The sequence below is a fragment of the Petralouisia muris genome (genome assembly GCF_004793545.1).
In the GTDB taxonomy this organism is placed as follows: domain Bacteria; phylum Bacillota; class Clostridia; order Lachnospirales; family Lachnospiraceae; genus Petralouisia; species Petralouisia muris.
In genome coordinates this window covers 23035-48770 of the sequence record NZ_SRYA01000013.1, presented here as the reverse complement: position 1 = coordinate 48770, position 25736 = coordinate 23035, and the positions used below count along the sequence as shown (strand labels likewise).

General features: G+C 41.5%; 31 protein-coding genes. 9 read left to right on the top strand and 22 right to left on the bottom strand.

All coding sequences use genetic code 11. The annotated features are described in order from the left end of the window. Positions 1-13 precede the first annotated feature (13 nt). The 4 genes from yhbY to rsfS are packed head-to-tail and all read left to right on the top strand — an operon-like array spanning position 14 to position 1919. Positions 14-310 carry a ribosome assembly RNA-binding protein YhbY gene (yhbY, locus tag E5329_RS08210; RefSeq protein ID WP_135989087.1) on the top strand — a complete coding sequence of 99 codons (297 nt, stop codon included), beginning with the start codon at positions 14-16 and terminating at the stop codon, positions 308-310. A gap of 11 nt (positions 311-321) precedes the next feature. Continuing rightward, complete coding sequence (nadD, locus tag E5329_RS08205) at positions 322-978, top strand: nicotinate-nucleotide adenylyltransferase (RefSeq protein WP_135989086.1); 657 nt, start codon at positions 322-324, stop codon at positions 976-978. Further along, entirely contained in the window at positions 975-1547 is a 573-nt protein-coding gene (gene yqeK / locus E5329_RS08200) for a bis(5'-nucleosyl)-tetraphosphatase (symmetrical) YqeK (RefSeq protein ID WP_135989085.1), read from the top strand. The genes nadD and yqeK overlap by 4 nt, the downstream gene beginning before the upstream one ends. Before the next feature lie 21 nt (positions 1548-1568). Beyond that, positions 1569-1919, top strand: a complete 351-nt coding sequence (rsfS, locus tag E5329_RS08195) for a ribosome silencing factor (RefSeq protein ID WP_135989084.1) — start codon at positions 1569-1571, stop codon at positions 1917-1919. 129 nt (positions 1920-2048) lie between these two features. On the opposite strand, the gene lexA is transcribed toward rsfS, so the two are convergent. Next, complete coding sequence (lexA, locus tag E5329_RS08190) at positions 2049-2666, bottom strand: transcriptional repressor LexA (protein WP_135989083.1); 618 nt, start codon at positions 2664-2666, stop codon at positions 2049-2051. A 190-nt stretch (positions 2667-2856) separates the two neighbouring features. On the opposite strand from lexA, the gene E5329_RS08185 reads away from it, so the two are divergent. The 4 genes from E5329_RS08185 to E5329_RS08170 all read left to right on the top strand — a co-directional run bounded on the left by E5329_RS08185 (position 2857) and on the right by E5329_RS08170 (position 5730). Beyond that, on the top strand, positions 2857-3198 hold the full coding sequence (locus E5329_RS08185; protein ID WP_168356556.1) for a LysM peptidoglycan-binding domain-containing protein: 342 nt from the start codon (positions 2857-2859) through the stop codon (positions 3196-3198). A 234-nt stretch (positions 3199-3432) separates the two neighbouring features. Next, positions 3433-3939, top strand: a complete 507-nt coding sequence (locus tag E5329_RS08180) for a lysophospholipid acyltransferase family protein (protein ID WP_275443115.1) — start codon at positions 3433-3435, stop codon at positions 3937-3939. Positions 3940-3952: 13 nt separating this feature from the next. Then, entirely contained in the window at positions 3953-4402 is a 450-nt protein-coding gene (gene dtd / locus E5329_RS08175) for a D-aminoacyl-tRNA deacylase (RefSeq protein ID WP_135989081.1), read from the top strand. Positions 4403-4665: 263 nt separating this feature from the next. Beyond that, positions 4666-5730, top strand: a complete 1065-nt coding sequence (locus tag E5329_RS08170) for a tyrosine-type recombinase/integrase (RefSeq protein WP_135989080.1) — start codon at positions 4666-4668, stop codon at positions 5728-5730. Between the two features lie 143 nt (positions 5731-5873). On the opposite strand, the gene E5329_RS08165 is transcribed toward E5329_RS08170, so the two are convergent. From E5329_RS08165 to E5329_RS08130, 8 genes are all read right to left on the bottom strand, one after another. Continuing rightward, a complete protein-coding gene (locus E5329_RS08165; protein ID WP_135989079.1) occupies positions 5874-6506 on the bottom strand; it encodes a cytidylate kinase-like family protein in 633 nt (210 codons plus the stop codon). A gap of 197 nt (positions 6507-6703) precedes the next feature. Beyond that, the gene (locus E5329_RS08160) at positions 6704-7615 is read right to left on the bottom strand and encodes an RluA family pseudouridine synthase (RefSeq protein ID WP_275443127.1); all 912 of its coding nucleotides are present in this window, start codon (positions 7613-7615) and stop codon (positions 6704-6706) included. A 5-nt stretch (positions 7616-7620) separates the two neighbouring features. Next, positions 7621-8145 (bottom strand): signal peptidase II, encoded by a 525-nt coding sequence (gene lspA, locus E5329_RS08155; RefSeq protein ID WP_135989077.1) that lies wholly within the window; start codon positions 8143-8145, stop codon positions 7621-7623. Between the two features lie 95 nt (positions 8146-8240). Beyond that, entirely contained in the window at positions 8241-9335 is a 1095-nt protein-coding gene (gene aroB / locus E5329_RS08150; RefSeq protein ID WP_135989076.1) for a 3-dehydroquinate synthase, read from the bottom strand. A 66-nt stretch (positions 9336-9401) separates the two neighbouring features. After that, positions 9402-10154, bottom strand: coding sequence for a YlmH/Sll1252 family protein (locus E5329_RS08145; protein ID WP_135989075.1), 753 nt, complete (start codon positions 10152-10154; stop codon positions 9402-9404). A gap of 12 nt (positions 10155-10166) precedes the next feature. Next, a complete protein-coding gene (locus E5329_RS08140) occupies positions 10167-10688 on the bottom strand; it encodes a cell division protein SepF (RefSeq protein ID WP_135989074.1) in 522 nt (173 codons plus the stop codon). Further along, positions 10675-11382 (bottom strand): YggS family pyridoxal phosphate-dependent enzyme, encoded by a 708-nt coding sequence (locus tag E5329_RS08135; RefSeq protein ID WP_135989142.1) that lies wholly within the window; start codon positions 11380-11382, stop codon positions 10675-10677. Before E5329_RS08135 ends, E5329_RS08140 begins: the two co-directional genes overlap by 14 nt. Positions 11383-11437: 55 nt before the next feature. After that, the gene (locus tag E5329_RS08130) at positions 11438-12823 is read right to left on the bottom strand and encodes an HlyD family efflux transporter periplasmic adaptor subunit (protein ID WP_135989073.1); all 1386 of its coding nucleotides are present in this window, start codon (positions 12821-12823) and stop codon (positions 11438-11440) included. Between the two features lie 239 nt (positions 12824-13062). Here E5329_RS08130 and E5329_RS08125 point away from each other — a divergent pair, with 239 nt between their 5' ends. After that, complete coding sequence (locus tag E5329_RS08125) at positions 13063-13275, top strand: DUF378 domain-containing protein (protein ID WP_016214887.1); 213 nt, start codon at positions 13063-13065, stop codon at positions 13273-13275. Positions 13276-13361: 86 nt separating this feature from the next. Here E5329_RS08125 and E5329_RS08120 read toward each other — a convergent pair whose 3' ends face one another. From E5329_RS08120 to E5329_RS08060, 13 genes are all read right to left on the bottom strand, one after another. Next, on the bottom strand, positions 13362-13781 hold the full coding sequence (locus E5329_RS08120; protein WP_135989072.1) for a twitching motility protein PilT: 420 nt from the start codon (positions 13779-13781) through the stop codon (positions 13362-13364). 147 nt (positions 13782-13928) lie between these two features. Then, positions 13929-14927: a D-alanyl-D-alanine carboxypeptidase family protein gene (locus tag E5329_RS08115; protein WP_135989071.1), complete on the bottom strand. Its 999-nt coding sequence runs from the start codon at positions 14925-14927 to the stop codon at positions 13929-13931. Continuing rightward, positions 14911-15306 (bottom strand): methylglyoxal synthase, encoded by a 396-nt coding sequence (gene mgsA, locus E5329_RS08110; protein WP_016305836.1) that lies wholly within the window; start codon positions 15304-15306, stop codon positions 14911-14913. The genes E5329_RS08115 and mgsA overlap by 17 nt, the downstream gene beginning before the upstream one ends. A 1-nt stretch (position 15307) precedes the next feature. Next, the gene (locus E5329_RS08105; protein WP_135989070.1) at positions 15308-16432 is read right to left on the bottom strand and encodes an FtsW/RodA/SpoVE family cell cycle protein; all 1125 of its coding nucleotides are present in this window, start codon (positions 16430-16432) and stop codon (positions 15308-15310) included. Positions 16433-16489: 57 nt separating this feature from the next. After that, entirely contained in the window at positions 16490-16771 is a 282-nt protein-coding gene (gene minE, locus E5329_RS08100; RefSeq protein ID WP_135989069.1) for a cell division topological specificity factor MinE, read from the bottom strand. A 12-nt stretch (positions 16772-16783) separates the two neighbouring features. Next, positions 16784-17575: a septum site-determining protein MinD gene (gene minD, locus E5329_RS08095; RefSeq protein ID WP_135989068.1), complete on the bottom strand. Its 792-nt coding sequence runs from the start codon at positions 17573-17575 to the stop codon at positions 16784-16786. Between the two features lie 20 nt (positions 17576-17595). After that, positions 17596-18288 (bottom strand): septum site-determining protein MinC, encoded by a 693-nt coding sequence (locus tag E5329_RS08090; RefSeq protein WP_334295739.1) that lies wholly within the window; start codon positions 18286-18288, stop codon positions 17596-17598. Between the two features lie 11 nt (positions 18289-18299). After that, entirely contained in the window at positions 18300-21188 is a 2889-nt protein-coding gene (locus E5329_RS08085) for a penicillin-binding transpeptidase domain-containing protein (protein WP_135989066.1), read from the bottom strand. Beyond that, the gene (gene mreD / locus E5329_RS08080) at positions 21181-21705 is read right to left on the bottom strand and encodes a rod shape-determining protein MreD (RefSeq protein ID WP_330572032.1); all 525 of its coding nucleotides are present in this window, start codon (positions 21703-21705) and stop codon (positions 21181-21183) included. Before mreD ends, E5329_RS08085 begins: the two co-directional genes overlap by 8 nt. A 1-nt stretch (position 21706) precedes the next feature. Next, a complete protein-coding gene (gene mreC, locus E5329_RS08075) occupies positions 21707-22579 on the bottom strand; it encodes a rod shape-determining protein MreC (RefSeq protein ID WP_135989065.1) in 873 nt (290 codons plus the stop codon). A gap of 14 nt (positions 22580-22593) precedes the next feature. Beyond that, the gene (locus E5329_RS08070) at positions 22594-23613 is read right to left on the bottom strand and encodes a rod shape-determining protein (RefSeq protein WP_135989064.1); all 1020 of its coding nucleotides are present in this window, start codon (positions 23611-23613) and stop codon (positions 22594-22596) included. 17 nt (positions 23614-23630) lie between these two features. Continuing rightward, positions 23631-24323: a RadC family protein gene (gene radC, locus E5329_RS08065; protein WP_135989063.1), complete on the bottom strand. Its 693-nt coding sequence runs from the start codon at positions 24321-24323 to the stop codon at positions 23631-23633. 121 nt (positions 24324-24444) lie between these two features. Continuing rightward, complete coding sequence (locus E5329_RS08060; protein ID WP_135989062.1) at positions 24445-25719, bottom strand: methionine gamma-lyase family protein; 1275 nt, start codon at positions 25717-25719, stop codon at positions 24445-24447. Between the last annotated feature and the right edge of the window lie 17 nt (positions 25720-25736).

Below are 25736 nucleotides of genomic sequence, written 5' to 3'. Positions count from 1 at the left end.
AAAGGAAGCAACTATGACATTAACCAGTAAACAACGTGCATATTTAAAAACTCTTGCCAACAACATTACTCCTGTTTTTCAGGTGGGAAAAGCAAGCCTGACTCCTGAAATAGTAATTGCCGTTGACGAGGCGCTTGAAAAAAGGGAATTGATTAAACTGTCCGTACTGAAAAACTGCTTTGATGATCCTAATGAGCTTGCAGACACAATGGCAGAACGTACGAAATCACAGGTGGTTCAGGTGATTGGAAAGAAAATCATTTTATACCGTCCGGCAAAAAAGGCTCCGAAGATTCAATTGCCGCGGTAAAGGATCATAGAATGAGCAGAGGAACCACACAAAAAATAGGCATTATGGGAGGGGCTTTTGACCCTATCCACTATGGGCATTTAATGATTGCAGAGAATGCCAGAGAGCAATTTGATCTGAACCAGGTATTGTTTATTCCTACCGGACATTCTCCTCATAAGCTGAAGCAGTATGTAACGGAACCTGTCCACCGCTGCAGGATGGTTACTCTTGCAATTGCAGATAATCCTAAATTTGCTTTGGAACAAATAGAAGTGGAAAGCACAGATACCAGTTACACCTACCTGACTCTGGAAAAATTGAAAGATCGGTGCAAAGCAGCAGAACTTTTCTTTATTCTGGGGGCAGATTCCCTGTTTGATTTCGAACTTTGGAAAGAGCCGGAAGCCATATTGAAAAACTGCAGGGTTCTGGCCGCTTACCGGAAGCATAAACATCAGGAAAGATTCTTCCAGAAGATTGATGAATTAAATCAGAAATATCCTGGGAAATTTTTCCCGCTGGATACGCCAAACTTGGAAGTTTCCTCACAGGATATCCGGCGCCGTCTGCAATACGGAAGAACCATACGGTATCTTGTTCCGAGAGAAGTGGAAGATTATATCCGGATGTACCGTCTGTACGAAGGAGAAGACAGAATCCCAAATGAAGGAGAGGGCAGAACATGAAACGGGCAGAGATTGAAAAGAAATTAAAAAAGGAACTGGATAAAGAGCGGTATACCCATACCCTAGGCGTTATGTATACGGCGGCAGCCCTTGCAATGGCCCACCAGTGCAGCTTAGAGCAGGCAGTCTATGCAGGACTTTTGCATGACTGCGCAAAATGTATCTCAAACCATGACAAGCTGAAGCTGTGTAAAAAGCATAAAATCCCTGTTTCTTCCTCAGAAGAGCAGAGTCCGTTTTTGCTTCATGCCAAGCTGGGCGCTTATTTTGCCAAAAAACGATACAAAGTGGAAAATAAAGAAATTCTTCATGCTATCCAGGTTCATACAACCGGGGAACCTGGAATGAATACCCTGGATAAAATCATATATATTGCAGATTATATTGAACCCAACCGGGACAAAGCGCCGAATCTGGAACTGGTGCGGAAGCTGGCTTTTGAAGATTTGGATGAGGCTATGCTGAAAATCTTGTCAGATACACTGCATTATCTTGAAAAAAAAGGAGGGAAAATTGATCCTCTCACCCTGGAAACCTATCAATATTTCCAAAAGAAACTGTCAACATAATCTCATACAAGGAGGCACACTATGGATATATCCCGAGAAATGGCAAAAACTGCCTGCCAGGCATTAAACGGCAAAAAGGCAGAAGAAGTCCGTGTCATTGACATCAGTGAAATCTCACCCCTTGCCGACTACTTTGTAATCGCAACGGGAACAAATTCAAATCAAATTCAGGCTATGGTAGATGCCGTAGAAGAAGAACTGGGCAAACAGGGACATACCGCGAAACAAATTGAAGGAACCCGCAATTCCAGCTGGATACTGATGGATTACAAAGACATTATTGTCCATATATTTTCAAAAGAGGATCGTCTCTTCTATGATCTGGAACGGATCTGGACAGACGGTAAAAAAGTAGAGACAGAAGATTTGTAATTCCTGTGCCGAAAAATTATAAATGAAACAAAGGCTGCCGCTTTCTTTGATGATTGGGGCAGCCTTGCCGTATCATGAAGTATTTTCTCTGATGACTGGGCAGCTCTTGCCGTATCATAAATATGCCTCTTACTGAAAAAATCGGAATACGCCAAAAACTTTGCCAAGAATGGTACATTCCTCTACAATAATGGGTTCCATAGAATCATTCTCAGGCTGAAGGCGGTAATACCCCTTTTCCTTATAAAAAGTCTTGACAGTGGCAGAGTCATCGATCAGGGCAACTACCATATCCCCATTGGAAGCAGTGGACTGACGCTGAACCAGAATATTATCTCCGTCAAAAATGCCTGCATTCACCATGCTTTCTCCTTTCACCCGCAGCATGAAAGATTCCTCCTTCGGCATAAATTCTGAAGGAACTGGAAAATAGGATTCAATATTCTCTACTGCCAGCAGAGGCTGTCCTGCAGCAACATGCCCGATAAGAGGCACATTCACCACTTCACGCCGCACTAAATTAAACGTGTCATCAATAATCTCGATTGCCCGCGGCTTGGTGGGATCTCTGCGGATATATCCGTTCTTCTCCAGTGTTTCCAGATGAGAATGAACCGAAGAAGTAGACTTCAGATGAACTGCTTCACAAATATCCCGTACTGCCGGCGGATATCCCCGGTTTAAAATTTCACTCTTAATATATTCTAAAATCTCTTTCTGTTTATCACTTATTTTTCCATATGCCATACTCTTAACCTCCTGAACACTTATCCTGATTATCTGATATATTTATCATAACACAAATTTTCTAAAAATTCAAACACATATTCCGAAAATTTGTTCGCAAATTTTCTTGACAAATATATGTTCTTAAATTATAATCCATATAAACAGATGTTCGGAAAAGATGTTCGTTCTGAAAGAAGGGAGGAGGAAAATGAACAAAGGAAATGGCGGAAGCCGTCCGGAACTTGCCGTAAACTGGAAAACAATTAGAATATGCTTATTTCTTTTCATTCTTTCTGCCGGCTTTATTCTGGCATGGAGATATGCAGTGTATGTTAGAAATACAGCGGCAGAAGAGGGGAACTGCAAATCCTATACCAGTATTGAGATACGCCCGGGAGACAGTTTATGGAGCATTGCAGCAGAATATATGACGGAGGACTATGACAGTGTTCAGGACTATGTGCAGGAGATTAAAATATGGAACGGACTGGAAACAGACGAAATTCATGCAGGCAGATTTTTAATTGTCCCGTATCATTTTTCGCAGTAATTCAGAACCTTTAGAGTTTCTGAATAATTATCCGTTCTTATTTTACGCTGTAATTGTCAGAAGTTTTCGAACTTCTGAATGTTTTTCCGCCGTTTTCTACAGGCAGAAACATTACAGATTTGTTGTTTTTTTCAAAAATTTAGATTATAATAAAGAGGATGTCTGTACACAGGAGAATGATTATGATAAGATTTTTTTATGTTATTTTTATGAATCTGTTTCCGGGCGCCTTATATGATTCCAAAGACGCGTTATCAGGCAAACCATCCGGAGAAGTATTCTGACAAAAAGCGTTATGGACTGGTGCGCCATGCCATTAAACTAATGAAGCACAGCGGCCATATTTACACGAAACAATACGGAGAAGAGAATCTTCCGCAGGACGGCGGCTATATCATGTATTCCAACCATCAGGGGAAATACGATGCACTGGGAATTATGAGCGCTCATGACACTCCATGTTCCTTTGTAATGGATAAGAAGAAGTCCTACATGATTCTCGTCCGGGAAATAGTAGACTTTGTTCAGGGAAAGCGTCTGGATCGCAGTGATATAGGCCAGGCAATGACAATTTTGAATGAAGTGGCCAATGAGGTGAAGGAGGGGCGGAAATATATCATATTTCCGGAAGGAGCATACAAATTTAACAATAAGAATCAAATGGAGCCTTTTAAAGCCGGCTGTTTTAAGTGCGCCCTCAAGTCTAAGGCTCCGATTGTACCATATGATCAAAATCTATAGAATGGAGACAGTTATGAAATTTATCATCCAGCGGGTTACCCATGCAGAGGTAGCTGTTAATCAGGAGATTATTGGAAAGATCAGAAAGGGATTCCTGGTTTTTATTGGCATCAGCCAGGAAGATAATCAGAGCATTGCAGATAAGATGGTTCGCAAATTGATCAATATGCGCATTTTTGAGGATGAACAGGGAAAGACCAATTTATCACTACAGGATGTTTCCGGAGAATTATTGATAATTTCCCAATTTACCCTGTATGCTGATTGTAAAAAGGGAAACAGGCCTTCCTTTACGAAAGCCGGAGATCCGGTTCTGGCGAATACTTTATATGAATATATCATATCGGAATGCCGGAAAGAACTTCCCATTGTACAGACTGGTTCCTTTGGAGCTGATATGAAAATTTCTTTATTAAATGACGGCCCGTTTACCATTATATTGGATTCAGAAGAAATCTGTTGAATTTGGCGAAATGAAGTTTTGAAAAAGTCTTAAGCTAACAGAGAAAGAGAAGTTAAGTTTTTATGTATTTCTATAGTTATCAGTTCGCGAAATGTTGATTTTACGAACTGATAAGCCGGAATATGAAATAGTCTGGCTGTTCTTGGTAATTCGTATTTCAGCAGGCTCATTTTTTAATTAGCTTAGCAGGCTCATTTTAATCAACTTTTCATCAGCTTAACTTCCAACGTCTTTTATTTTTTATATAGAAAGGAATTTCTTTTATGGATTATGTTGAAAGAATAAATTTGGAGAATAAACGTAAATTACAGGGATTATTAAAAGAACTTCCTAAATTCTGCGGAGATTTTTTCCGTTATCTGGATACCAGAAATACAGCTTCCAGAACCAGATTATCTTATGGATATGATATCCGCATTTTTTTTGAATTTATACAGGAGAATAATCCGATGTATGCGAAAATGTCCATGCATGACATACCAATTTCTGTATTGGACGAAATGACTCCGGTAGATATCGAAGAATATCTTGCCTACTTATCCTATTATGAAAAAAAAGACGGACAGGCTGTCACCAATGGGGAAAAAGGCAAATCCCGGAAATTATCTGCTATCCGGACCATGTACAATTACTATTTTAAAAAGGAATTTATTACCACAAATGCCCCTTCCATGATTGAGACTCCGAAAAAGCACAAGGAAAACATCATTCGTCTGGATAAGGATGAAGTTGCAGAACTGATTTCCGCAGTAGAAAATGGCAGCTCTCTCACCGCCAGGCAGCTTGCTTCCCATCAGAAGACAAAGTATCGTGATATTGCCATTATGACGCTGCTGCTTGGAACAGGAATTCGTGTATCAGAATGTGTGGGATTGGATCTGAATGATGTGAGCTTTAAAAATTACGGCCTTAGGGTTGTCCGAAAAGGCGGAAATGAATCTATGGTCTATTTTGGAGAAGAGGTAAGCAATGCGCTTTTGGACTATCTGGAAATGGAACGTCCCCTCTTGGCAGAAAAAGCGCTGCCAGAACATGAAAATGCACTATTTCTTTCCTTAAAGTACAGCCGTCTCACCACCCGGGCGGTAGAGAAACTGGTAAAAAAGTACACTGGGGCAGCAAAAATCAATAAAAAAATTACCCCTCATAAGCTGCGAAGTACCTATGGAACGAATCTCTATAAAGAAACCGGCGACATTTATCTGGTGGCCGATGCACTGGGACATAAGAGTGTTGAGACAACGCGTCAGCATTATGCAGCGATTGATGATGACCGCCGCAGACTTGCAGGGAAATTCTCAGGAAGCATTTTTCAGGAGGATTCTTGATCTAGTGTACCGGCACGTTGGCATTTGAACTAACAGTGTGAAGTACCATCTCCTTTGCATTAAGTGCAATAGGGGAATGAAACCCGTAAAAGACTAAAATACTGCCTGCCTGCAGGTATTTTGCAGGCAGGCAGCGATACGAATTACTTCCTATTATTTTTACGAATATCCATGTAGTCCAGAATCATTTTGCTGCAGCCCTGCAGCCCCAAATGGCCGCTGTCTAACGTCAAATGATAGCTTCTGGAATCTCCCCACTTTTTACTGGAATAATAGTTATAATAGCTTGCACGCTTTTTATCTGTTTTATGAATCATATCGGCCGCTTTTTCTTTGGACAAATCATATGTTTGCATAATATGATCCACCCGGAACTCCATATCTGCATGAATAAACACATTCAGGCAATTGGGATGTTCTGCCAATGCATAATCCGCACAGCGTCCCACAATAATACAGGACTCCTTTGCTGCAAGATTCTTAATTGCTTCAAATTGTGCCAGAAAAACCTTGTGGTTTAACGGCATATCTAAAAAAGGAGCCGATGTATAACCACTGACAGAATAGGTATCCATTACCAGCGAATACAGAAAACTGCTGGTAGGCTTTTCGTCATGATTTTCAAAAATCTCCTGGCATAATCCGCTTTCTTTGACAGCCATGGAAAGGAGTTCCTTGTCATAACATTTTACTCCCAATTTATCAGAAAGCATTCGTCCTACATCCAAACCGCCGCTTCCAAATTCCCGGCCAATCGTAATTACAAAATTTCCCATATTAATTCCACCTTTCTGTCGTTCCTGCATTCTCTCAGGTCTTATCACAATTATTATATCATATTTTATTTGAAAATGTATATACAATTTCAAATTTTTACTGAATTTACACCTGTGAGCCAATTGATTTGCCAATAGGTTTTCACTATTTCAGGAAGTACAGCAAATCAATTGGCAACGTATAATTGCGAGGATAACTACAAATCTTTTTGTAAAAGCTCTGAAAAATATTCTGGCAAAGGCGCTGTTACCTCAAGATATATGCCCGTAACGGGATGAAGAAATCCCAGTGTAGCAGCATGCAGAGTCTGTCCCTGCAGCTTCCAGGGAGTTTTTCCGCTGCCGTAAAGATCATCGCCGAGCATGGGATGTCCGATACTTGCCATATGAACCCGGATCTGGTGTGTCCGTCCGGTTTCCAGTTCAAATTCCATATAAGTATGTCTGGAAAAACGCTGAAGCACCTTGTAGTGCGTCACTGCTCTCTTGCCGTTTTTTACATTAACCGCCATTTTTTTCCGTTCCACAGGATGTCTGCCAATAGTTCCCTCAATGATTCCGCTATCCTCTTTCACCCTGCCTTTTACGATTCCCAGATAACGCCTGGTAACAGAATGCTCCTTGATTTGCTCTGCAATTTTAATATGGGCATTGTCATTTTTACAAACGACCAGTGTTCCAGTGGTATTCATGTCGATCCGGTGAACGATGCCGGGGCGGATTTCCCCATTGATGCCGGAAAGACTGTTTTTGCAGTGAAACAATACTGCATTTACCAGGGTGCCGGTAAAATGGCCGGCAGATGGATGCACTACCATTCCTTTGGGCTTGTTAACAATCAATAGCTCTGAGTCCTCGTAAAGAATATCCAGAGGTATATTTTCCGGTAATATCTCGGCTTCCTGTGCAGGAGGAACAGCGATACGGACCATATCATTTTCAGATACACGATAATTTACCTTCTGCTCTTTGTGGTTTACAAGCACCTGCCCCTCTTTTACCAATTTTTGCAGAAAGGATCGAGAACACTCTGGACAGACCGCTTGGAGAAATTTATCCAGCCGTTCCCCTGAATGTTCCTGGGTTACCCGGTATTCCTGAATCTCCAACTCTCTCACTTCTTTTGCTCCTTTTTTGGAAAAGGCCAGAGTACTTCCAGTTCCTCTTCCTTATAATAAAAGAGAACCAGTACAATCAACAGAGCCATGCCAAGGGTTACATAAATATCTGCCATATTAAATACAGGAAAATTAATTAATTCAAAATAGAAAAAATCGATCACATAATTCAGCCGCAGCCGGTCAATCAAATTGCCAATTGCTCCTGCCGTCAGCAATACCAGAATAAAACGAATCCAGCGATACTTTTTTTCCATGGGAATACGGTAATATACCAGAAGCATAAGCAGAAGCATAAGCAATGTGATAGTTACAAACCAAAGCTTCTGTCCCTGCAGCAAACCGAATGCCGCTCCCCGGTTTTCCAGATAATGAAGCTGAAACACGCCTTTTATGATAACAAGGGATGAACCTCCTTTTAAATAAACAGACGCCAGATATTTTGTGAACTGATCTAAAATCAGCAAAATAGCTGCGCCGACACCGTACAAAATATAGCTGTTGCTTTTTTTTTCTTTCATAAATATCCTCTTTTCATTTTGCTTAATGAGAAGCTGCCGGAAAGCGTCTGCTTTCAAGCATGTTTGGACAGAACCTGCGCGAATTAATAGCGGGTTTACTGTAAAATATAACGAATTCCAGCTAAAATTTCGGAATCTGTTAATTCCTTTGTAATATATGCCTCTCCAAGATTTTTCAGCAAAATAAATTTAATTTTTCCGGACTCCATTTTTTTATCTAATCTGGTGGTTTCCAGAATCTCTTCCGGCGGGTATGGAAAGTCTTTCAGCCTGACAGGAAGTCCATAGCTTTCCAGTATTTTTTCTATTTCTTCCAGGGCCTCCAGGGACAGATTTCCCTGCTTCCAGGAAATGTATCCGGCGCTTACCATGCCAAGGGCCACACATTCTCCGTGATATAAGGTAAAATCCGATAATTTCTCAATGGCGTGTCCAATGGTATGTCCGAAATTCAAAAGTGCGCGTTCTCCCTGTTCTTTTGGATCCTGCTCCACCACATCCCGTTTAATCCTGCAGCTTCTATCGATCATTTCTTCCATTGTCTCATAATCCTGAACCATAATTGCTTTGCTGTGGGTCTGAATGAATTCGGTATATTTCTGATCTTTGATAAATCCATGCTTGATTACTTCCGCTGTTCCGGCAGAAAACTGACGTTTGGGCAGTGTTTTTAAGGCAGAAATGTTCATGTATACCAGCTTAGGCATATAAAATGCTCCAACCATATTCTTGTATTGCATAAAATCTACTCCTGTTTTTCCGCCAATGCTGCTGTCCGTCTGGGCCAGTAAAGAAGTAGGCACCTGTACAAAATCAATCCCCCGCAGATAAGTGGCGGCTGCAAACCCTGTCAAATCTCCCACTACTCCGCCGCCCAGGGCAATTAATACATCCTTGCGGTCAAAGGAATTCTGTATCAGATGCTCATATACTTTTCCAACTGTATCTGTATTTTTACTGGCTTCTCCGGCTTCAAATACATAAGAGGTACAACAGGAAAACATATGAGACAGCAATGCTTTCAGCTCTTCTAAATAAAAGCTTCCCACTGTATTTTCTGTTATAATACATACACGGTTCCTGCCGTATCCCAAATCTTTTAATTTCTCCGGAAGAAGCCGGAAATCTTTTTGAATCTCAATATGATAAGAAGGTTTGCCTTCGTAAGACACACAAATTGTTTTTCCCATAACAGTTCTTGATATGCTGCCATATCTTTCCTTTCTATATGTTGTATCATTGATTGCTTATGATTGTTACTTATACTTCTCATACTGTATTTTCAGACGGCCTTTTCTGGTTTCCCCCTGACAGTTCAGAAAACGGAACCGCCCCACAGAACGCACGGAAATCAATTCTCTGGGTTTGCATTCATAAGTAATTTGAAGCGTTTCTTTATTGTTGATAAATACTTTGCCGCCGCGGATCCACTGGCTGGCCTGGGAACGGGAAATTTTGCAGAGACAGGCAATCACACTGTCCAAGCGGTTGGTGGTAATAATTCCCTCTGCCGTTTCCAGTTCTGGTTCAATGTGCATCTCATCCGGCAATGTCTGCACTGCAAGTACCGTTGTACGCCGGATTCTTGTTAGATTTTCAATGATATATTCTGCAATCTTTTCCTGGCAGAACACGTAGCTTTCTGCTCCTTGAACCAGAATATCTCCCAGTCTGGAACGTTCAATTCCAAGGTTCATCAAGCTTCCCAGCACATCCCTATGACTTATCTTTTCTGCAAATTTTTTATTTACTGGCATGATTTTCAGACAACTAATTGGAAATTTCCAGTCATAACAAAGAGCATCAGGTAAAAATGCAATCATCTGACGCTCACTTAATTCATATCCGCCATACAGTTCAAATCCGGAATACAGCTCCGAGCTTTGCTGACGAAAAATATTCAATTCATTTAAATTCAAAAAATCACTGAATACAACAATATCTCTTTGCTGTGCCTGTCTGGATAAATCAATCAAATGCCTGCCCATTAATGCTTCGTCTCTTGTCATATCTGTCATTCCTTAAAATTCCGTCTTAATTGGCGGTACATCAAATGCATCCATAATATTTGCGAAATCACCGGAAATATCTACACTTGGCGGAGTGATAATAAATATGTAATTGGAAATCTTCTGCAAATTGCCGTTAATGGCAAAACAGGAACCAGATGTGAAGTCTATAATACGCTGGGCAATGTCAACGTCCAGCCCCTCCACATTCAGCACAACAGTACGGTTTAGAAGCAGCGTCTCTGTGATTTCCCGGGCATCCTCCACATTGGTGGGCTTGATCACACATACTTCCATGCCGTTCCCCTGCTTCTTGTAGGAACGCATCGGCGTTACCTTCTGAGTCTTTACCGGCCGGGGACGCTTTTCTTCAAATTCCTCTTCTTCATCCTCGGGCTCCTTATCTTTCAAAAAACTCTTTCTTTTGGGTTTTTCTTCTTCATAATCGTCGTCATCATAATAATCGTCGTCATAAAAATCGTCATCATCTGAATTCAATCTCATGACATCTAAGAATTTATCAAGCATTCCCATAATAATCTCCCTTGTTTCTTTCTCCAAAAATGCCGGTTCCAACCCGAACCATAGTAGCGCCTTCCTCGATTGCTACCATATAATCGCCTGTCATGCCCATGGACAGCACAGACATATTTACATTATCAATGTTTTTCTTCCTTATGTCAACAGATAATTCCCTGATTTGGCGAAAATATTCCCGATTGTCTTCTGGATTCTCCACAAAGGGAGCGATTGTCATAAGTCCCTGGATATGGATATGGGGAAGTTTGGCAATTTCCTCCACCAACTGAACCGCTTCCTCTCTGGAGGTTCCGAATTTGCTTTCTTCCTGAGCAATGTTCACTTCTACCAGAATATCTATTTCCACCTGTTTCTTTTCAGCCTGACTGCTGATTTCTTCTGCCAGGCGCAGGGAATCTACAGAATGAATCAGGCAGACCTTGTCAATGATGTATTTTACCTTATTTCTCTGCAAATGTCCTATCATATGCCAGCGGATATCAGTGGGAAGCTGGGGATATTTATCCATAATTTCCTGCACCTTATTTTCTCCGAACTCACGGCTTCCAGCCTGATACGCTTCTTTCAGCATGGAAACCGGCTTCGTCTTGCTGACAGAAATCAGCGTTACCTCCTCTGGTTTTCTTCCGGATTTTTGGCAGGCTATTTTAATATTCTCATGCACTCTGGCTAAATTTTCCTTTATCATACAATTTTCCTTTGTCATATAAATCTCCTTATCCGTTTTTGTGATACAAATTTCTTTAACGTATAATTTCATTTTCTTTCATTGCAGAGGAATCCAGTGCAATATGATCGTAAAGAGAAATTCCGTAATTTGTTCCGGTATTCACAATGGTATATTCCTGATTTTGAAATAAAATTTCTACTTTGCGGAATACCGCATAGCCCCTGTTAATATTGTATACTCCCTGCAGAGAGGCAGTCTCTTCCAGGGTATATTTCTCATTGGAGTCTGCCTTGATAATCACATTCCCTTTTTCCAGCCCTGACCCTGTAATATAATACATGTCTTCCGTCTCTTCCGCCACAGAAACAGCGGTAAATTCCATCACGGTTTTTCCCTTGTCATCTTCATATTGACGCGTTACTCCGTTGGTATTGTCATCTCCACCTTTTGTGAGGAATTCCTTGGGAATCAGGAAAAAAGACTTCTTTGTTAACGCTGTATTGGGAATCTTCAGCCCGCTGGTATCTGACAGGAGTAATTCAATATCAAGATACCGATCTGTGGCAAACCGGGCGGCTGAATTCTGAAAATTCAGAATTAAATACCAATTGTCATCCTGATTCAGGATACGGGAAGCGCCCCATGCGGTCGAATTGTCTTTTTTAAATTTCACCTGTATATTGCTTTCCTTCGCCAAATCCTCTGCCAATTCTTGTTCAATGGGAACCACCAGATTCCATATCTCACTGGTTATCAGTTTAAAAGCGGGCTCTCCGGCTGCCGCTTGTTCTCTGGACAGCAGATTATTCTTTGTGTGAGCGGCAGCATCAAAAATATCTTCTGTAAAATTTTCCACTGTTACATTTTCCAAACCATCTGTATTATATACAACAATTCCCGGTTCTGGCGCCAGATACGCGTGAAAGCCTGCAGAAGAACCCTGATAATGGTCCAGATTTGACAAAGCATTAGAACCGATCGCTTCCAACAATTCTGCCTCCATATCATATTGAAAGGTGTATACATGATAAAAATTCATATTGGAATAATCCAGTACATAATTGGCGGCAGTTTTTTCCAGTTCATCATAAGAGCCTTTTTCCTCAAAAAGCTGCCCGTCATTCTGGCTGGCAATTTCCTTATAAAAATCTCCCGTTTCGTCAATAGAATACACATAAGAACTTACGCCAACCTTGGCGCCATCTTTGCTGTAATAATTAATGTAACCTGATTTTTCTGTCTGAAATATTTTTTCCTCCCTTAGAACTACTCCAGTGAACGTATTATTCTGGGTGATGGTTCCCTGAGTTACTTCATATACTGCAATCTGCTTGGCAGTAAAATACTGAAAAATATTATAGAGCATATACACAAAAATAATAAGGAATACAATAACGCCTATATTCAGATGAGACATTCTATGAAATTTTACAACTTTTTTATTTTTTCTATTTGCCATATTATTTTAGTCCTGTTTGTATAAATATTATACTGCTGAGCTGATGACATCCGTGAGTCTAATGAATGCCAACAATTTATGATTGAAAGAAGAACAGCAAATTTCTTGCAACTACGTATGCTCGAGCATAAAAGTATTCTAACACTTTAAAAGCATAAACTCAATACTACTCCCATAAACTTCCAACATGAATTTTTCCCGGATGGAAATACTAAATTCATGTAAAAGGAGGAATGCATATGAATACCAAAGGTTTAGATTACACACTACTGGCACTGGTAATTATTGGCGCTGTCAACTGGGGATTAATTGGATTATTCCGTTTCGACCTGGTATCATTTTTATTTGGCGATATGAGCTGGCTCACTCGGATTATCTATGGAATTGTAGGAATTGGCGGTCTTTATCTCTGCAGTGTGTTCGGACGTATCCGCTCCATCAACGAAGCTTAGTATCATTTTGAAAATAAGAGAATGGGGCTATCGAATTTATTGCGATAACCCCTTTTCTTAAATGTAACATATCTCTGTTCATGCACTTATAATGATACGATAACCTTCCCTTTGGTACATTCCGGCAAATCACTTTCATTCCTGGAAATGCTTAAAACAAAATTAACATGGAATTTCTCGCTGATAGACTCCAGCTTTGTTATTGTATGGCTGATATCGCTGTCTTCCAATTTGGCAATCGTAAGGAAACTGTCTAAATACATCTCTTCCAAATCGTGATCCTGAGAAATTATTCCGGAAAGAAATCCTAAAAATTCATCACAATTGGAAATCATATAATCTGAAACATTGATCAGGCGAACTTTATTACTTAATTCATACATATGCTTCTGGCTCTTATCCAGATATACAAGATTACCGGTCGCTGACTTAACCGATTCATTCACCTTCTCTAACAAATGCTTTGTTTTTCCTTTTCCCTTTTCTCCAGCTATAATTTGTACCATGACAATCTCCTCCTAGTCTCAACCGTATTTGTACAAAATAGATAAATGCTTTCTGTAAATTCTCCGTTCCATCCCCTATTTTGTATGACAACAGTAATATTCATACCGTAATTATAGTATATATTCACGAAGAATTCAACTGCTATTTCAAATTTCTTTTAGTAATTGTGTCATCTCTTCATAAAGTCCGTCTGAATTCTCCGCTTTAAAAACAATGGAAATATAAGGTTTTTCCCCTTTCTTGCTGTACAAAACCAAGCAGGAACCGGCATTGCTGGTAGTCCCTGTTTTTCCGCCTATTACCTGGATTCCTTCCGGCTGATCTTTTTCTCCGGTCAGAAATTTGTTGGTGGTGATCCACTCTTTTGTCATTGCCTCTCCGGAAGCATTAGTAAACTCTTCAGTATGATTCCGGGTGCCGATAATTTTTTCAAATTCTTCATTTTGGATTGCAGTGTTAAATATCAGGTACATATCATACACTGTGGTATAATGTTCCTCATTCTGCAGTCCATGAGGATTTACAAAATTGGAATTGGTAGCGCCTATGGCTTTCGCTTCCTGATTCATCAATTTGGCAAATTCTTCTGAACTTCCGGAAATCATGTCTGCAATGACATTTGCCGCATCATTTCCGCTGCAGAGGATCAGGCCGTACAGCAAATGCTCCAGTGTAGTGGTGTCTCCCACTGCAAGGCCGCAGGTGGATGAACCGGCTTCTAACTGAAGCTCCTCTTCTGTCACAGTTGCAGTGGCTTTCAGATCTCCGTATTTTAACGCAACATAGGCAGTAAGGATCTTGGTAGTGCTTGCAGGATAGAGCCGCTCATGAACATTTTTGCCAAATACCATATTTTTTTCATTCAAATCGAACAGTCCGGCTGCCTGTGAAAGAGAATCTGTCACATTTTCACTCAGTATATTTTCATTTCCTGCCACACAGAGGTCTTTTGAAAAAAAGTCATATTCACTGTTTCCACTGCTTTCGCTGTTTCCTGCCGCTGTGGTCAGACCATAGATTTTGGTGCTTTCTGTGATATCATAAGCATTTTCTATGTTTACTGGTTCACCGCACCCGCAAATTAGTGCAAAAGACAGAACCAGACCTGTAATTCCTGTAAATTTCTTTTTATTTATACATTTCACGCCACTCTAAATCTCCTCTGTCCAATGATTTGATTAACAATTCTGCTGTGGCAAGATTCGTTGCCAACGGAATATTATGGGTATCACATAAATGAACCACATTGTTTACATCCGGTTCATGGGATTTAGGCGTTAAGGGATCCCGCAAAAAGATCACCAGGTCAATTTGATTGTGTTCAATCTGAGCTCCCAACTGCTGAGCTCCTCCCAGATGCCCGGCCAGGTACTTGTGAATTGACAGATTCGTCACTTCTTCAATCAGCCTTCCCGTAGTGCCTGTTGCAAATAAATCATTTTTGCAGAGAATTCCCCGATAAGCAATGCAGAAATTCTGCATCAGTTTCTTCTTTGAATCGTGTGCAATCAATCCTATATTCATTCTAAAAACCCTCCATTCTGTACTTCAGCGGCTGAAGCCCCACATTTAATACAAGTCCAACTCCGATAAAGAGACTTACCAACGACGTAAGCCCGTAACTGACAAAGGGCAGCGGCAATCCGGTATTGGGCATCAGTCCGGTTACCACACAGATATTGACAAAAGTCTGAAAACCAATCCAGACTGCAACCCCGCCGCATATCAGACGGCCGGATAAGTCCTTTGCTTTTCTTCCAATCAGGATACATTCAATGACAATCAGTAATAACAATAGCAATATTACAATGCTTCCTACAAATCCCAGTTCTTCTCCTGCCACTGCAAAAATGAAATCAGTCTGAGGCTCCGGTATATAATTTCCATTTTTCACAGAAAATGCTGTGTTATTATTCAGTCCCTTTCCCCACAGCTGTCCGGAACCGATTGCCATAATAGAATTCTGCTGCTGATATGCGTCTGTTGCATATTTCTCCGGCTGCAGCCATGCCATAATACGCCGCCATTGATAGTCATCAAGAATCCTCTGATTCGGCTGCAGAATCAAATAAATGAACAAGCTCCCTGCAGGTACCAAAACGGCCAGCACGCCTCCTATTATTTTATAACTTAATCCGCTTAAAAACAAGAGTGCAATAAAAATTACTGCTACAACAATACTGGTAGACAAATCCGGCTGCTCCTCAATCATAAACCAAGGAACAAAAATTAATGCACCAGAAATCAAAATAACAGGCAGAGTATTTATTTTTTCATGATATTTTCCAAAAAACCAGGCAAAAAACAAAATCAGCAGTACTTTAGACAACTCGGAGGGCTGAAAACGGAACCCAGCCACTTCAATCCAACGTCCGGCTCCCTTGGCCTGACTTCCGAATACATGGAATGTAATCAGAGAAAGCAGCCCGATGTTGAAAATGTAAATCAGCCAGTTGAAACGCAAAATAAAGGAGTAGTCAATTAGGGAAACAACTGCCATTACAAGCAGGCCCAACAGCAGTCCGAATACCTGTTTACTCTGAACTGATTTCTGCGCACTTCCAATGATGCTGATCCCAAGCATGGTAAGCGCAATCACATAGACAACCAAACGAAAATTGTAATTTTTAATCTGATATTGTTTTAACATAATCACTGTTCCTTATAATAATAGTCCCTCATAATCACCCCGTCTGTAAGATACTGCCTATCTGGAAGCATTGGGATGCTTCATATCCTTAATCGGAATATTGGCATACAAAGCAGGTACATTCCCGTTATTTCCCTCTGATTCTGTCTGGGTAATCTGAATGTCCAAGCCTTCCGCATCAATCTCCATATATTTCGAAATAACCTGGATAATATCATTTTTAATCATTTCCATCACATCCGGAGAACAGTTTGCACGGTCGGAAACCAACACTAACTTTAATCGGTCTTTGGCAATGTCCCCGGAGGATTTTCTTTTAAATAAATCCATTAAACCCATAGCGGTTTCCTCCTAATTTTTTTTGAATATCTCTTTCAGTTTCCCCCATACACTGGATTTTATTTCCAAATCCAGAAACGGCACTTCTTCTCCCAGAATTCTGTGGCAGATATTTTCAAATGCTTTTCCTGCAAGACAGTCTGAGCCTACCAGGGGTTCTCCCTGATTTGTGGAAATTACAATCTGTTCATCATCCGGCACTGCGCCAATCAGATCAATGGCAAGAATATCTGTTACATCATTAATATTCATCATATCGCCCCGTTTTACCATGTCCATCCGAAGGCGGTTGACTATCAGCTCCGTCTGCTTTACCTCATTGGCTCCCAGAAGCCCAATAATGCGATCCGCGTCACGGATGGCGGAAACTTCCGGTGTGGTTACCACCAGAGCCCGGTCTGCCCCTGCAATGGCGTTTTTAAAGCCCTGCTCAATTCCTGCCGGGCAGTCCAGCAGAATATAATCAAATTCTTCCCTTAATTCGTCGATTAATTTAATCATCTGCTCCGGAGACACAGCAGACTTATCCCTTGTCTGCGCAGAAGGAAGCAGGGAAAGGTTCGGATAACGCTTATCCTTAATCAATGCCTGTTTCATCCGGCAGTTTCCTTCTATTACATCTACCAGATTATACACAATTCTGTTTTCTAACCCCATCACCACATCCAGATTCCGAAGGCCGATATCGGTGTCAATCAGCACAACCTTTTTGTTCAACTGCGCCAGGCCTGTCCCTACATTCGCTGTGGTGGTGGTTTTCCCCACGCCGCCTTTTCCTGATGTTATCACAATTACTTCACTCATCCTACCTATCCTCCTGATTTTTATATACTATTCAAAAGCCCCTTTGTAATCGGCTCAATGTAAATATTCCCGTCTTTGACAATGGCTACCTGGGGTTCTGCCGGTGCCTGCTGTTTTCTGCCCCGCTTCTTTACGGCAAGAGGCGCTTTATCCGCACTTCTTCCAATGACGTCTCCAATTTTGATCTGTATTGGGTCCATCTCCAGCGCTGCTACAAATGCCTGTTCATTTCCATTTGCCCCCGCATAGGCATTGCCCTTCAGCGCTCCCAGCACTACGATATTTCCTTTGGAAATCACTTTCGCCCCCGGATTGATATCCCCCAGGATAATAATGCTGGTTTCACAGTCCAGTACCTGACCAGAACGAAGCGTGCCTTTGTAGAATTCTCCGGTTTTTCCTGCCTGTTCCTCTTCAAAACGTTCTATCTTCTGCCGAATCAGTTCCTCCTTCAAAGCGTCATTATCCAGAATACAGATAATATTCACCGAGGTGTTATCCGTAATGGTCTCCACAATCCGGAATTCTTCTTCCTGAGTTAAGTTCCTTCCCTCAAAAGAAATGGCCATTTTGGCGTTTTTAAAAAATCCTTCTGCATCCTTAAACCGTTCTAAAATGCAATTCAGCAGTTCTTCAAAATCCATGTTACTGTCCAGTATCAGATTAATGCCGTATTTATTGCTTTTTAACACTACTGGCTTCGACAAATTCATCCCTCCAAATTCTAATCTGTAAATCCATTGGCAGTACTCTCGATCTCTTCTGCCTGTCCGTTTAACAGAGTACCTTCATCTACAAGTTTAAAATAATATTTTAAGATATTACTGGATACTTCCGCTGCATTGGCAGAGGTATATCCATAAGCAATACGTGTTGCAATGGCAATCTCTGGATTGTCAAAGGGCGCATAGCCGATAAATAAAGCATGGTTTGCCCGGGTGGTAATCTGCTGTGCCGTACCAGTTTTACCTGCAACCGCAATGGGGAAATCCTTAAAGGATTTGTTATTCTCCGCAACCATACGCATTCCGTTTTGAATTGCATTCCAAGATACAGGCGCAACTTCTGTAATTTCCCGTATAATTTCCGGTTTGAATTCCTTCACCAGTGTTCCGTCTGAGGTGGTTTCTTTATCCAGAAGGGTTAATTTGTAAATCTTGCCGCTGCTGGCTACTGCCGTCAGATATCTGGCAATCTGAGTAGTGGTAAAGTTATGGTTACTCTGCCCGATGGATGAAGTAATCGGATACTCATCTGCAATATGCGGTTCATTTTCCGGTATCTCAATTCCGGTTTTCTCATTTAATCCAAAAAGCTCCGCATATTTCTGTATGGTGGAAATTCCCTTATTCTCATTATAAACGCCGCTGGCAGAGCTCATACGGTATCCCAATTCATAGAAGAAATAGTTGCAGGAATCCCGAATTGCTTCTGAAACATTGATGGAGCCATGGGTGCTTCCCGGATAAATCCAGCATTTAGGCGATGGATTGATTTCTGTAAATTCTCCCTTGGTGGCAATGGATTCACTGACACTGACTGCGCCTTCTGTAAGAGCCGCTGCCGCCGTTACCGGTTTAAAAGTTGATCCGGGAGCCGTCTGCTGCTGAGTGGCGTTGTTATACTGGGGAATGGATAAATCAGCCTGGAGACTGGCAAAATATTCCGAATCTACAGAATTTGCCAGCCGGTTGGTATCATATCCCGGATAAGTGACGCAGGCCAATAGCTCCCCCGTCTGCGGGTTAATCATGACACAGCTTGCCGTACAGGGATCTAATGCAAGCTGGGCAGGAGTAATCTGAAGGTTTTTGATTTTGTCTTTCATAAAATTATAAGCACTTAAATTGCCGCTTTGAAGCGCGGTCAAATCACCTTCGCTTTCCTGCAGAACTCCCTGTTCAAACAACAAAAGGCAAATCTGAGTACCGGATATTATTTCCTGATTAATCATATATTTATAAATTCGTTTGCTGAATTCCCGGTCTTTTTCCAATTCTGCTGTAATATAATTTACAAGTGCATTGTATATTTCCGTGGAATCAGAATACCTGGATTCCGTATCAAACTTTGTAATATCAATCCAGTCCATGGAAATAGCGCGCTTGAGATATTCGCAGAGACTGACGGTATCATTTTTCCAGCCTTCGTAAACTTCATCCTCGGTATCTACCTTGTCGGATAAAAAGATTTCATTTTTCTCCAGCATGGAGAGAATATAGCTCATGTACATCTGCTGTTCTTCCTCCAACTCTCCATAAGGCATAGGAGCGGCAGAAGAAAACTGCTGCTGCAGAGAGCTGAGCACAGACGCCTGCTTACTTAAAAACGCACCGTATACCTGTCTCTCAACTTCTTTGGCATCTTCCTGGCTTAAATGGTTAATATCAATAATATTGTTATTAATCAGCGCAAAATAGACATCATCAATTGGTATCTTAATATCGGAGGCGGAACCCGTGCTGGTATCATATTCCTTGATGTTTTCAATTGTGGCATATAAAATACCCGCCAACTCCTGTTCCAGCATACAGTAAACCGCTTTCTGCAAATCTGCGTCCAGCGACAGATAAATATCCATTCCAGAGGAGGCGTCTACCTGTTCTATCATCTCGGTAATCCTTCCCACACTGTCTGCATAGAACTTTTCAGTTCCCTTGGTTCCCTGCAGCTCCTGATCCATCACCTGCTCAATTCCAGACTTGCCGATGACATCATTTAAGGTATAGGAATCATTTTCTTTCGACAGCTCATCGTATTCCGTCTGGGAAATCTTGCCAGTGTAACCAATAATATGGGAAAAATAAATGCTGTCCACATATTTGCGGATACTGTCTTCCACTACGTCAATTCCCTGTAAACTCTCAGAATTCTCTTTGATTACAGCTACCGTCTCATCACTGACATTCTGGGCAACTGTGGTTTGCACATATCTCTGATAGCTGTTCTGGGAAATGGCGTACCTAAGAATCATAATCTTATATGCTTCTTCTTCTGTATAAAAATCAGGTTCTCCTTCAGGCTTCTCCTTGTCATCCCTGCCTTCCACATAGATGGAAAACTTTTGCTGAAGATATTCTATCACCTGTTCCGGCGTGGCAGAGCCTTCATTATAACCTAACCGTTTATTGTATTTTAATTCGTCTACTTTGTTGTGCCCATAGACATCTGCAAGAAAGCGCTTTAATGCCTGGCCGGACACATTAAAATCATAGACTCCGTTTTCATTTTTCTGAATGCCAAAGGTATTGGTAATGGCGTCGCCTTTATCTTCAATCATATGAATCACGGTATTCAATTCCTGATTCAGCATTTTATTTTTCTGCCTGTTGCTCTCGTAGATTCCGTTATCCTCAATGGTAACAGAATAGGACAGCTCATTGTAGGCTAAAAGCTTTCCATTACGGTCATAAATGCTGCCTCTGGTTCCGGAGGTTACCCTTTCCTTCTGAATGCGCAGGGTATAATTATCCATATATTCCTCTCCGTTGATAATCTGCAGCACAAAAATCCGTTGTACCAATATGGCAAACAAACCAATCATAACCATACTGAGCACAAATAATCTGGAACCTATTAATTTTTTTGTGAAATTTTTGATATACTCAAACAAATTTACTTGCACTCCTTCTTTCGATGTTCTCTAATTTCTGATTAATTCTCAGAATTATAAAATAGAGTATAATGGTTACCAATATCGTATAGACCAGTTCTGGCAGCATAATGTGCACCAGATAATAGTAAAAACGGAATTTTCCCCGCAGGAAAAATAAAAACAGATACACCAGAAGATTATAGGAAAAATCGCTGACTGCAATTAAAATCAGCGGCAATTTAATATCATCCGGAAAAAACATTTTGCGGAAAAATCCATTAATATATCCCAGATACGCATAAATCAGAGCATAAAACCCTATTACGCTGCCAAAGAAAATATCCAACAGAAGCCCGCAGAAAAAGCCGGTCCACATCCCCTCTTTTCTTCCCCGCATAAATCCAAAAGATGATGTTACCACAATCAGAAGGTTCGGTGAAATGGAGGCAAAGGACAAGGTTTGAAACAACGTACTCTGCAGCAGGAAACTTACGGTAATAATTACAAATACAGCAAATTTACGTCTCAGCTTCATTTTATTGCTCCTTTTTTTCGTCCTGAACTGTCTTCTTGTCCAGAATTACCAGCACTTCTTGTAAATGACGGAAGTCAACTGCCGGCGTTATAGTGCCGGAATAAGTCAGATTGTTGGCGTCCCGTTCAATATCACTGACATATCCAATCAAAATTCCCTCCAGGTACTTATCACTGATATGGGAAGTTACCATTTGTTCCCCAGCGGCCACTGCATCATCTTCACACTTCAAATCAGAGAATTCAATGACCTGATGTTCATTCATCGTAGCCAGATTTCCATTGATAATGCATCGGTCTGCCGTAGACAGGGACATACCGCTTACATTACTGGCGTCATCAATGATAGAGCGGACCTTGGCATAATTGGGTCCTGTATCAATGACAATTCCCACCAGCCCGCTTCCGGCAATGACATTCATATCTTTTTCAATTCCGTCGTTGGTTCCTTTGTCGATGGTAAAAATATTAAACCAGTTGCCTCCGTCGCTGCCGATGACCCGGGCTGCAACTTTCTCGTAACTGGGATATTTCTGATCCAGCTCCATCAGCTCCCGCAGATTCTCCAATTCGTACTGCTCCAGCTTAATGTTGTTTATTTCCTGGGTAAGCCGGTCTACTTCTTCCTGCAGTTCTTTATTTTCTGCCATCACATCCCGCAGAGATTTCAAATCATCTGCTTTCGACAGAAACCAGGTTCCAACAGTATTGATTCCTTTTTGCATGGGCACAAACACATACCCTGCCACGGTATTCAGAGGACCTCCTGAAAGATTCAGCGTAAAACTTACGAACATGACTATAATACAGAAAACCGTTAGAAACAGCAGTGTATATTTGGTTGGAATCGAATGTTTTGTTGATTTACGTCTCATAAATGATTACACCTTTATTTATAAATTCTGCTCTTCATGCTAAAAGCCAGTTTCCGGAACTTTTCATCGGAAACAATTTTATTTAAGCCTCTGACAGCGCTCTCTTCCGGTAATTCACAAGTATTTACCCGAATATTGGTAATCTGTGTGAACAGTTCATCCAAACGTTTGATTTTGGATGAACCTCCGGTAATATAGATACCGGAATGAATAATATCCCTGGCCAGTTCCGGCGGCGTTTTCTCCAAAATCATTTTAATGGAATTGCAGATGGAATTCAGATTATCCTTGATGGCCTCATATATGACAGGAGATGAGATTTCCATCTCAATGGGAAGGCCGCTAACCACATCACGCCCTACAATCACTGCGCTTGTCTCTTCTTCTTCCGGCAGCGCACAGCCAAGGGTTTCTTTTAAATACATGGCCGTCTTCTGTCCAATCACTAATCCAAAATTACGTTTTAAATGATTGATAATGGATTCATCAATGCGTTTTCCGCCAAAATGCAGCAAATCGCTTAATACCAGACCTCCCAGGGAAATCACAGAGATCTCGGTAGTGTCTGCGCCGATATTGACAATCATAAATCCAGTAGGAGAATTCACATCCAGATCAAGCCCCACTGCATCTGCAATAGGCTTTTCACAAAGCAGCACGCTCTTTGGCTTAAACCGGCTTTTGTAAAACAGGTCAAAAAACGCCTTTTTCTCCACTTCTGTAATGTCCGTGGGCACGGCAACAATAAATTCTGCTCCCTTGATATGATTCTTCACATGCTTGTCCAACACCTCTCCGATCATGGTCTGCATATTGTTATAATCTGCAATCACTCCATTGACCACCGGAAATGAAACTTTGATGGTATCCGGAGATTTTTCATACATGGCATATGCATCATTTCCAAACGCATACAACTGGTTCTTGTTCACAATCGCAATGGTATTTTTCTCATTGATTACTTTGCCGGTTCCTTTGCAAAATACTTTTAAATTGCAGGTACCCAAATCAATTCCATAAACATTTGTTGACATAATCTACGTTCCTTTCCTCAACCTAAAAGGCCATTTTCTCTAAAGCTGATATATCTGTTATCACCAATGATAATGTGATCCGCAAGGGCAATTCCCAGAATCCTCCCGCTTTCTGCCACACGACTGGTAACCGCATGATCCGCTTCGCTGGGCGTTGGATCCCCACTGGGGTGGTTATGGAGAAGCACAATATGGACTGCTCGGTATTCCAGCGCTTTCAAAAAAATTTCCCTTGGCGATACCAGAGAATTTGTCACAGTTCCCACCGAAACAATCTTATCCCCCAGCAGATTGCTTTTGGCGTCGAACATGGCTAATAACAGATGTTCTTTTGTCTTGTGCCGAAGAGATTCCATATAATAATCTGCAATACTGGACGGCTCATTTAATCTTACGTTCTTAAGTCGGCTGGTTCTGGCAATACGCTCTGCCAGTTCAGCAATACACTTTAGCTGCGCCGCCTTCACCTGCCCGATTCCAGGAATCATCTGCATTTCCTCCGGCAGCATACTGCTCAGATTCAGAAGATTTTTCTCTTTCCGGGATAGAAACAGCTGAGCAAGCTGCAATGCTGTCAGGTTTCTTGTGCCGGTTTTTAATATAACTGCCAGCAGTTCCGCATCCGACAAGGCCTGTGCGCCATAACGGAAACATTTTTCCAATGGCTGTTCAGATTCCGGCATTTCTTTCATTGTAATATGTGTATTCATAAGCTTCCTTTCACTCTCTCAAAGCAAAGGAAAAAAATTTTACATTTTATTTTAGCACAAATATATGGTTGTGTATACTAATTTATTGTTAAAAATTCATAAACATTGCCATAATAATTTGTCACAACTGTACCAGACCGGCTTCGTATAATTTCTGCAGAGACATTAAAATGCCCAGCTTGCCGTGATACCAGGTAAGCCCGCCCTGAAAATAGACGGCGTAAGGTTCCCGCAGGGGTCCGTCTGCGCTCAGCTCAATGGAAGACCCCTGAATAAACGCCCCAGCGGCCATAATGACTTCATCGTCATACCCCGGCATCGCCCAGGGTTCCGGGCTTACATGGCTGTCCACCGGGGCTGCCGCCTGAATGCCCTGGCAGAATGCAATTAAAGCTTCTTCAGAATTTAAGGTCACTGCCTGAATAATGTCGTGGCGACTTTCTGTACCGTTTGGTATCACTGGAAAACCAAGGCCTTCATAGATATTTGCGGCAAAAATTGCGCTTTTTAATGCAGAAGCGGTTACCGTCGGCGCCAGGAACAAGCCCTGATAAAAAGATTGAATCACTCCAAGGGAGGCTCCCACCTCTTTTCCCAGTCCCGGAGAAGTCAGCCGGTATGCGGCGTGTTCCACACATTCTTTCTTTCCCACAATGTATCCTCCAATGGGGGCAAGGCCGCCGCCGGGATTTTTAATGAGAGATCCCACAATCATATCCGCTCCTACTTCCAAAGGCTCTTTTTGTTCTACAAATTCTCCATAGCAGTTATCCACCATACAGATGACATCCGGCTTTTTCCCTTTGATAAAAGAAATTAATTCCCCAATCTGTTCCACAGAGAAGGTGGGCCTTGTCTGATAGCCCTTGGAACGCTGGATGGTAACCAATTTTGTTTTATCTGTCAGCGCTTTTCGGATGTTTTCATAGTCAAAGGTTCCATCGGAAAGCAAATCCACCTGGCGGTAGGTAATTCCATATTCCGCCAAGGAGCCTTTGGAGGGACGGATGCCGATTACTTCCTCTAACGTATCATAAGGCTTTCCCACCGGAGATAAAAGTTCATCTCCCGGCCTGAGATTGGACATAAGGGCCAGGGCCAAGGCATGGGTGCCGCAGGTAATCTGGGGGCGAACCAGAGCTGCTTCTCCCCGGAAACATTCTGCATATACCTCTTCCAATGTATCTCTTCCCAAATCATTATACCCATATCCGCTGCTTCCCATGAAGCATTCTGCGCTGACTTTGCGGGACTGCATGGCTTTTATCACCTTTAACTGGTTATATTCTGCAATATGATCGATTTCCTCAAAACGTTCCTTTAATTTTTTCTCCTGCTTCTGTCCAAAATCATAGACTTTTTCACAGACGCCCAATTCCTGATATATCTTTTTCATTGCCTGTTCCTTTTCAT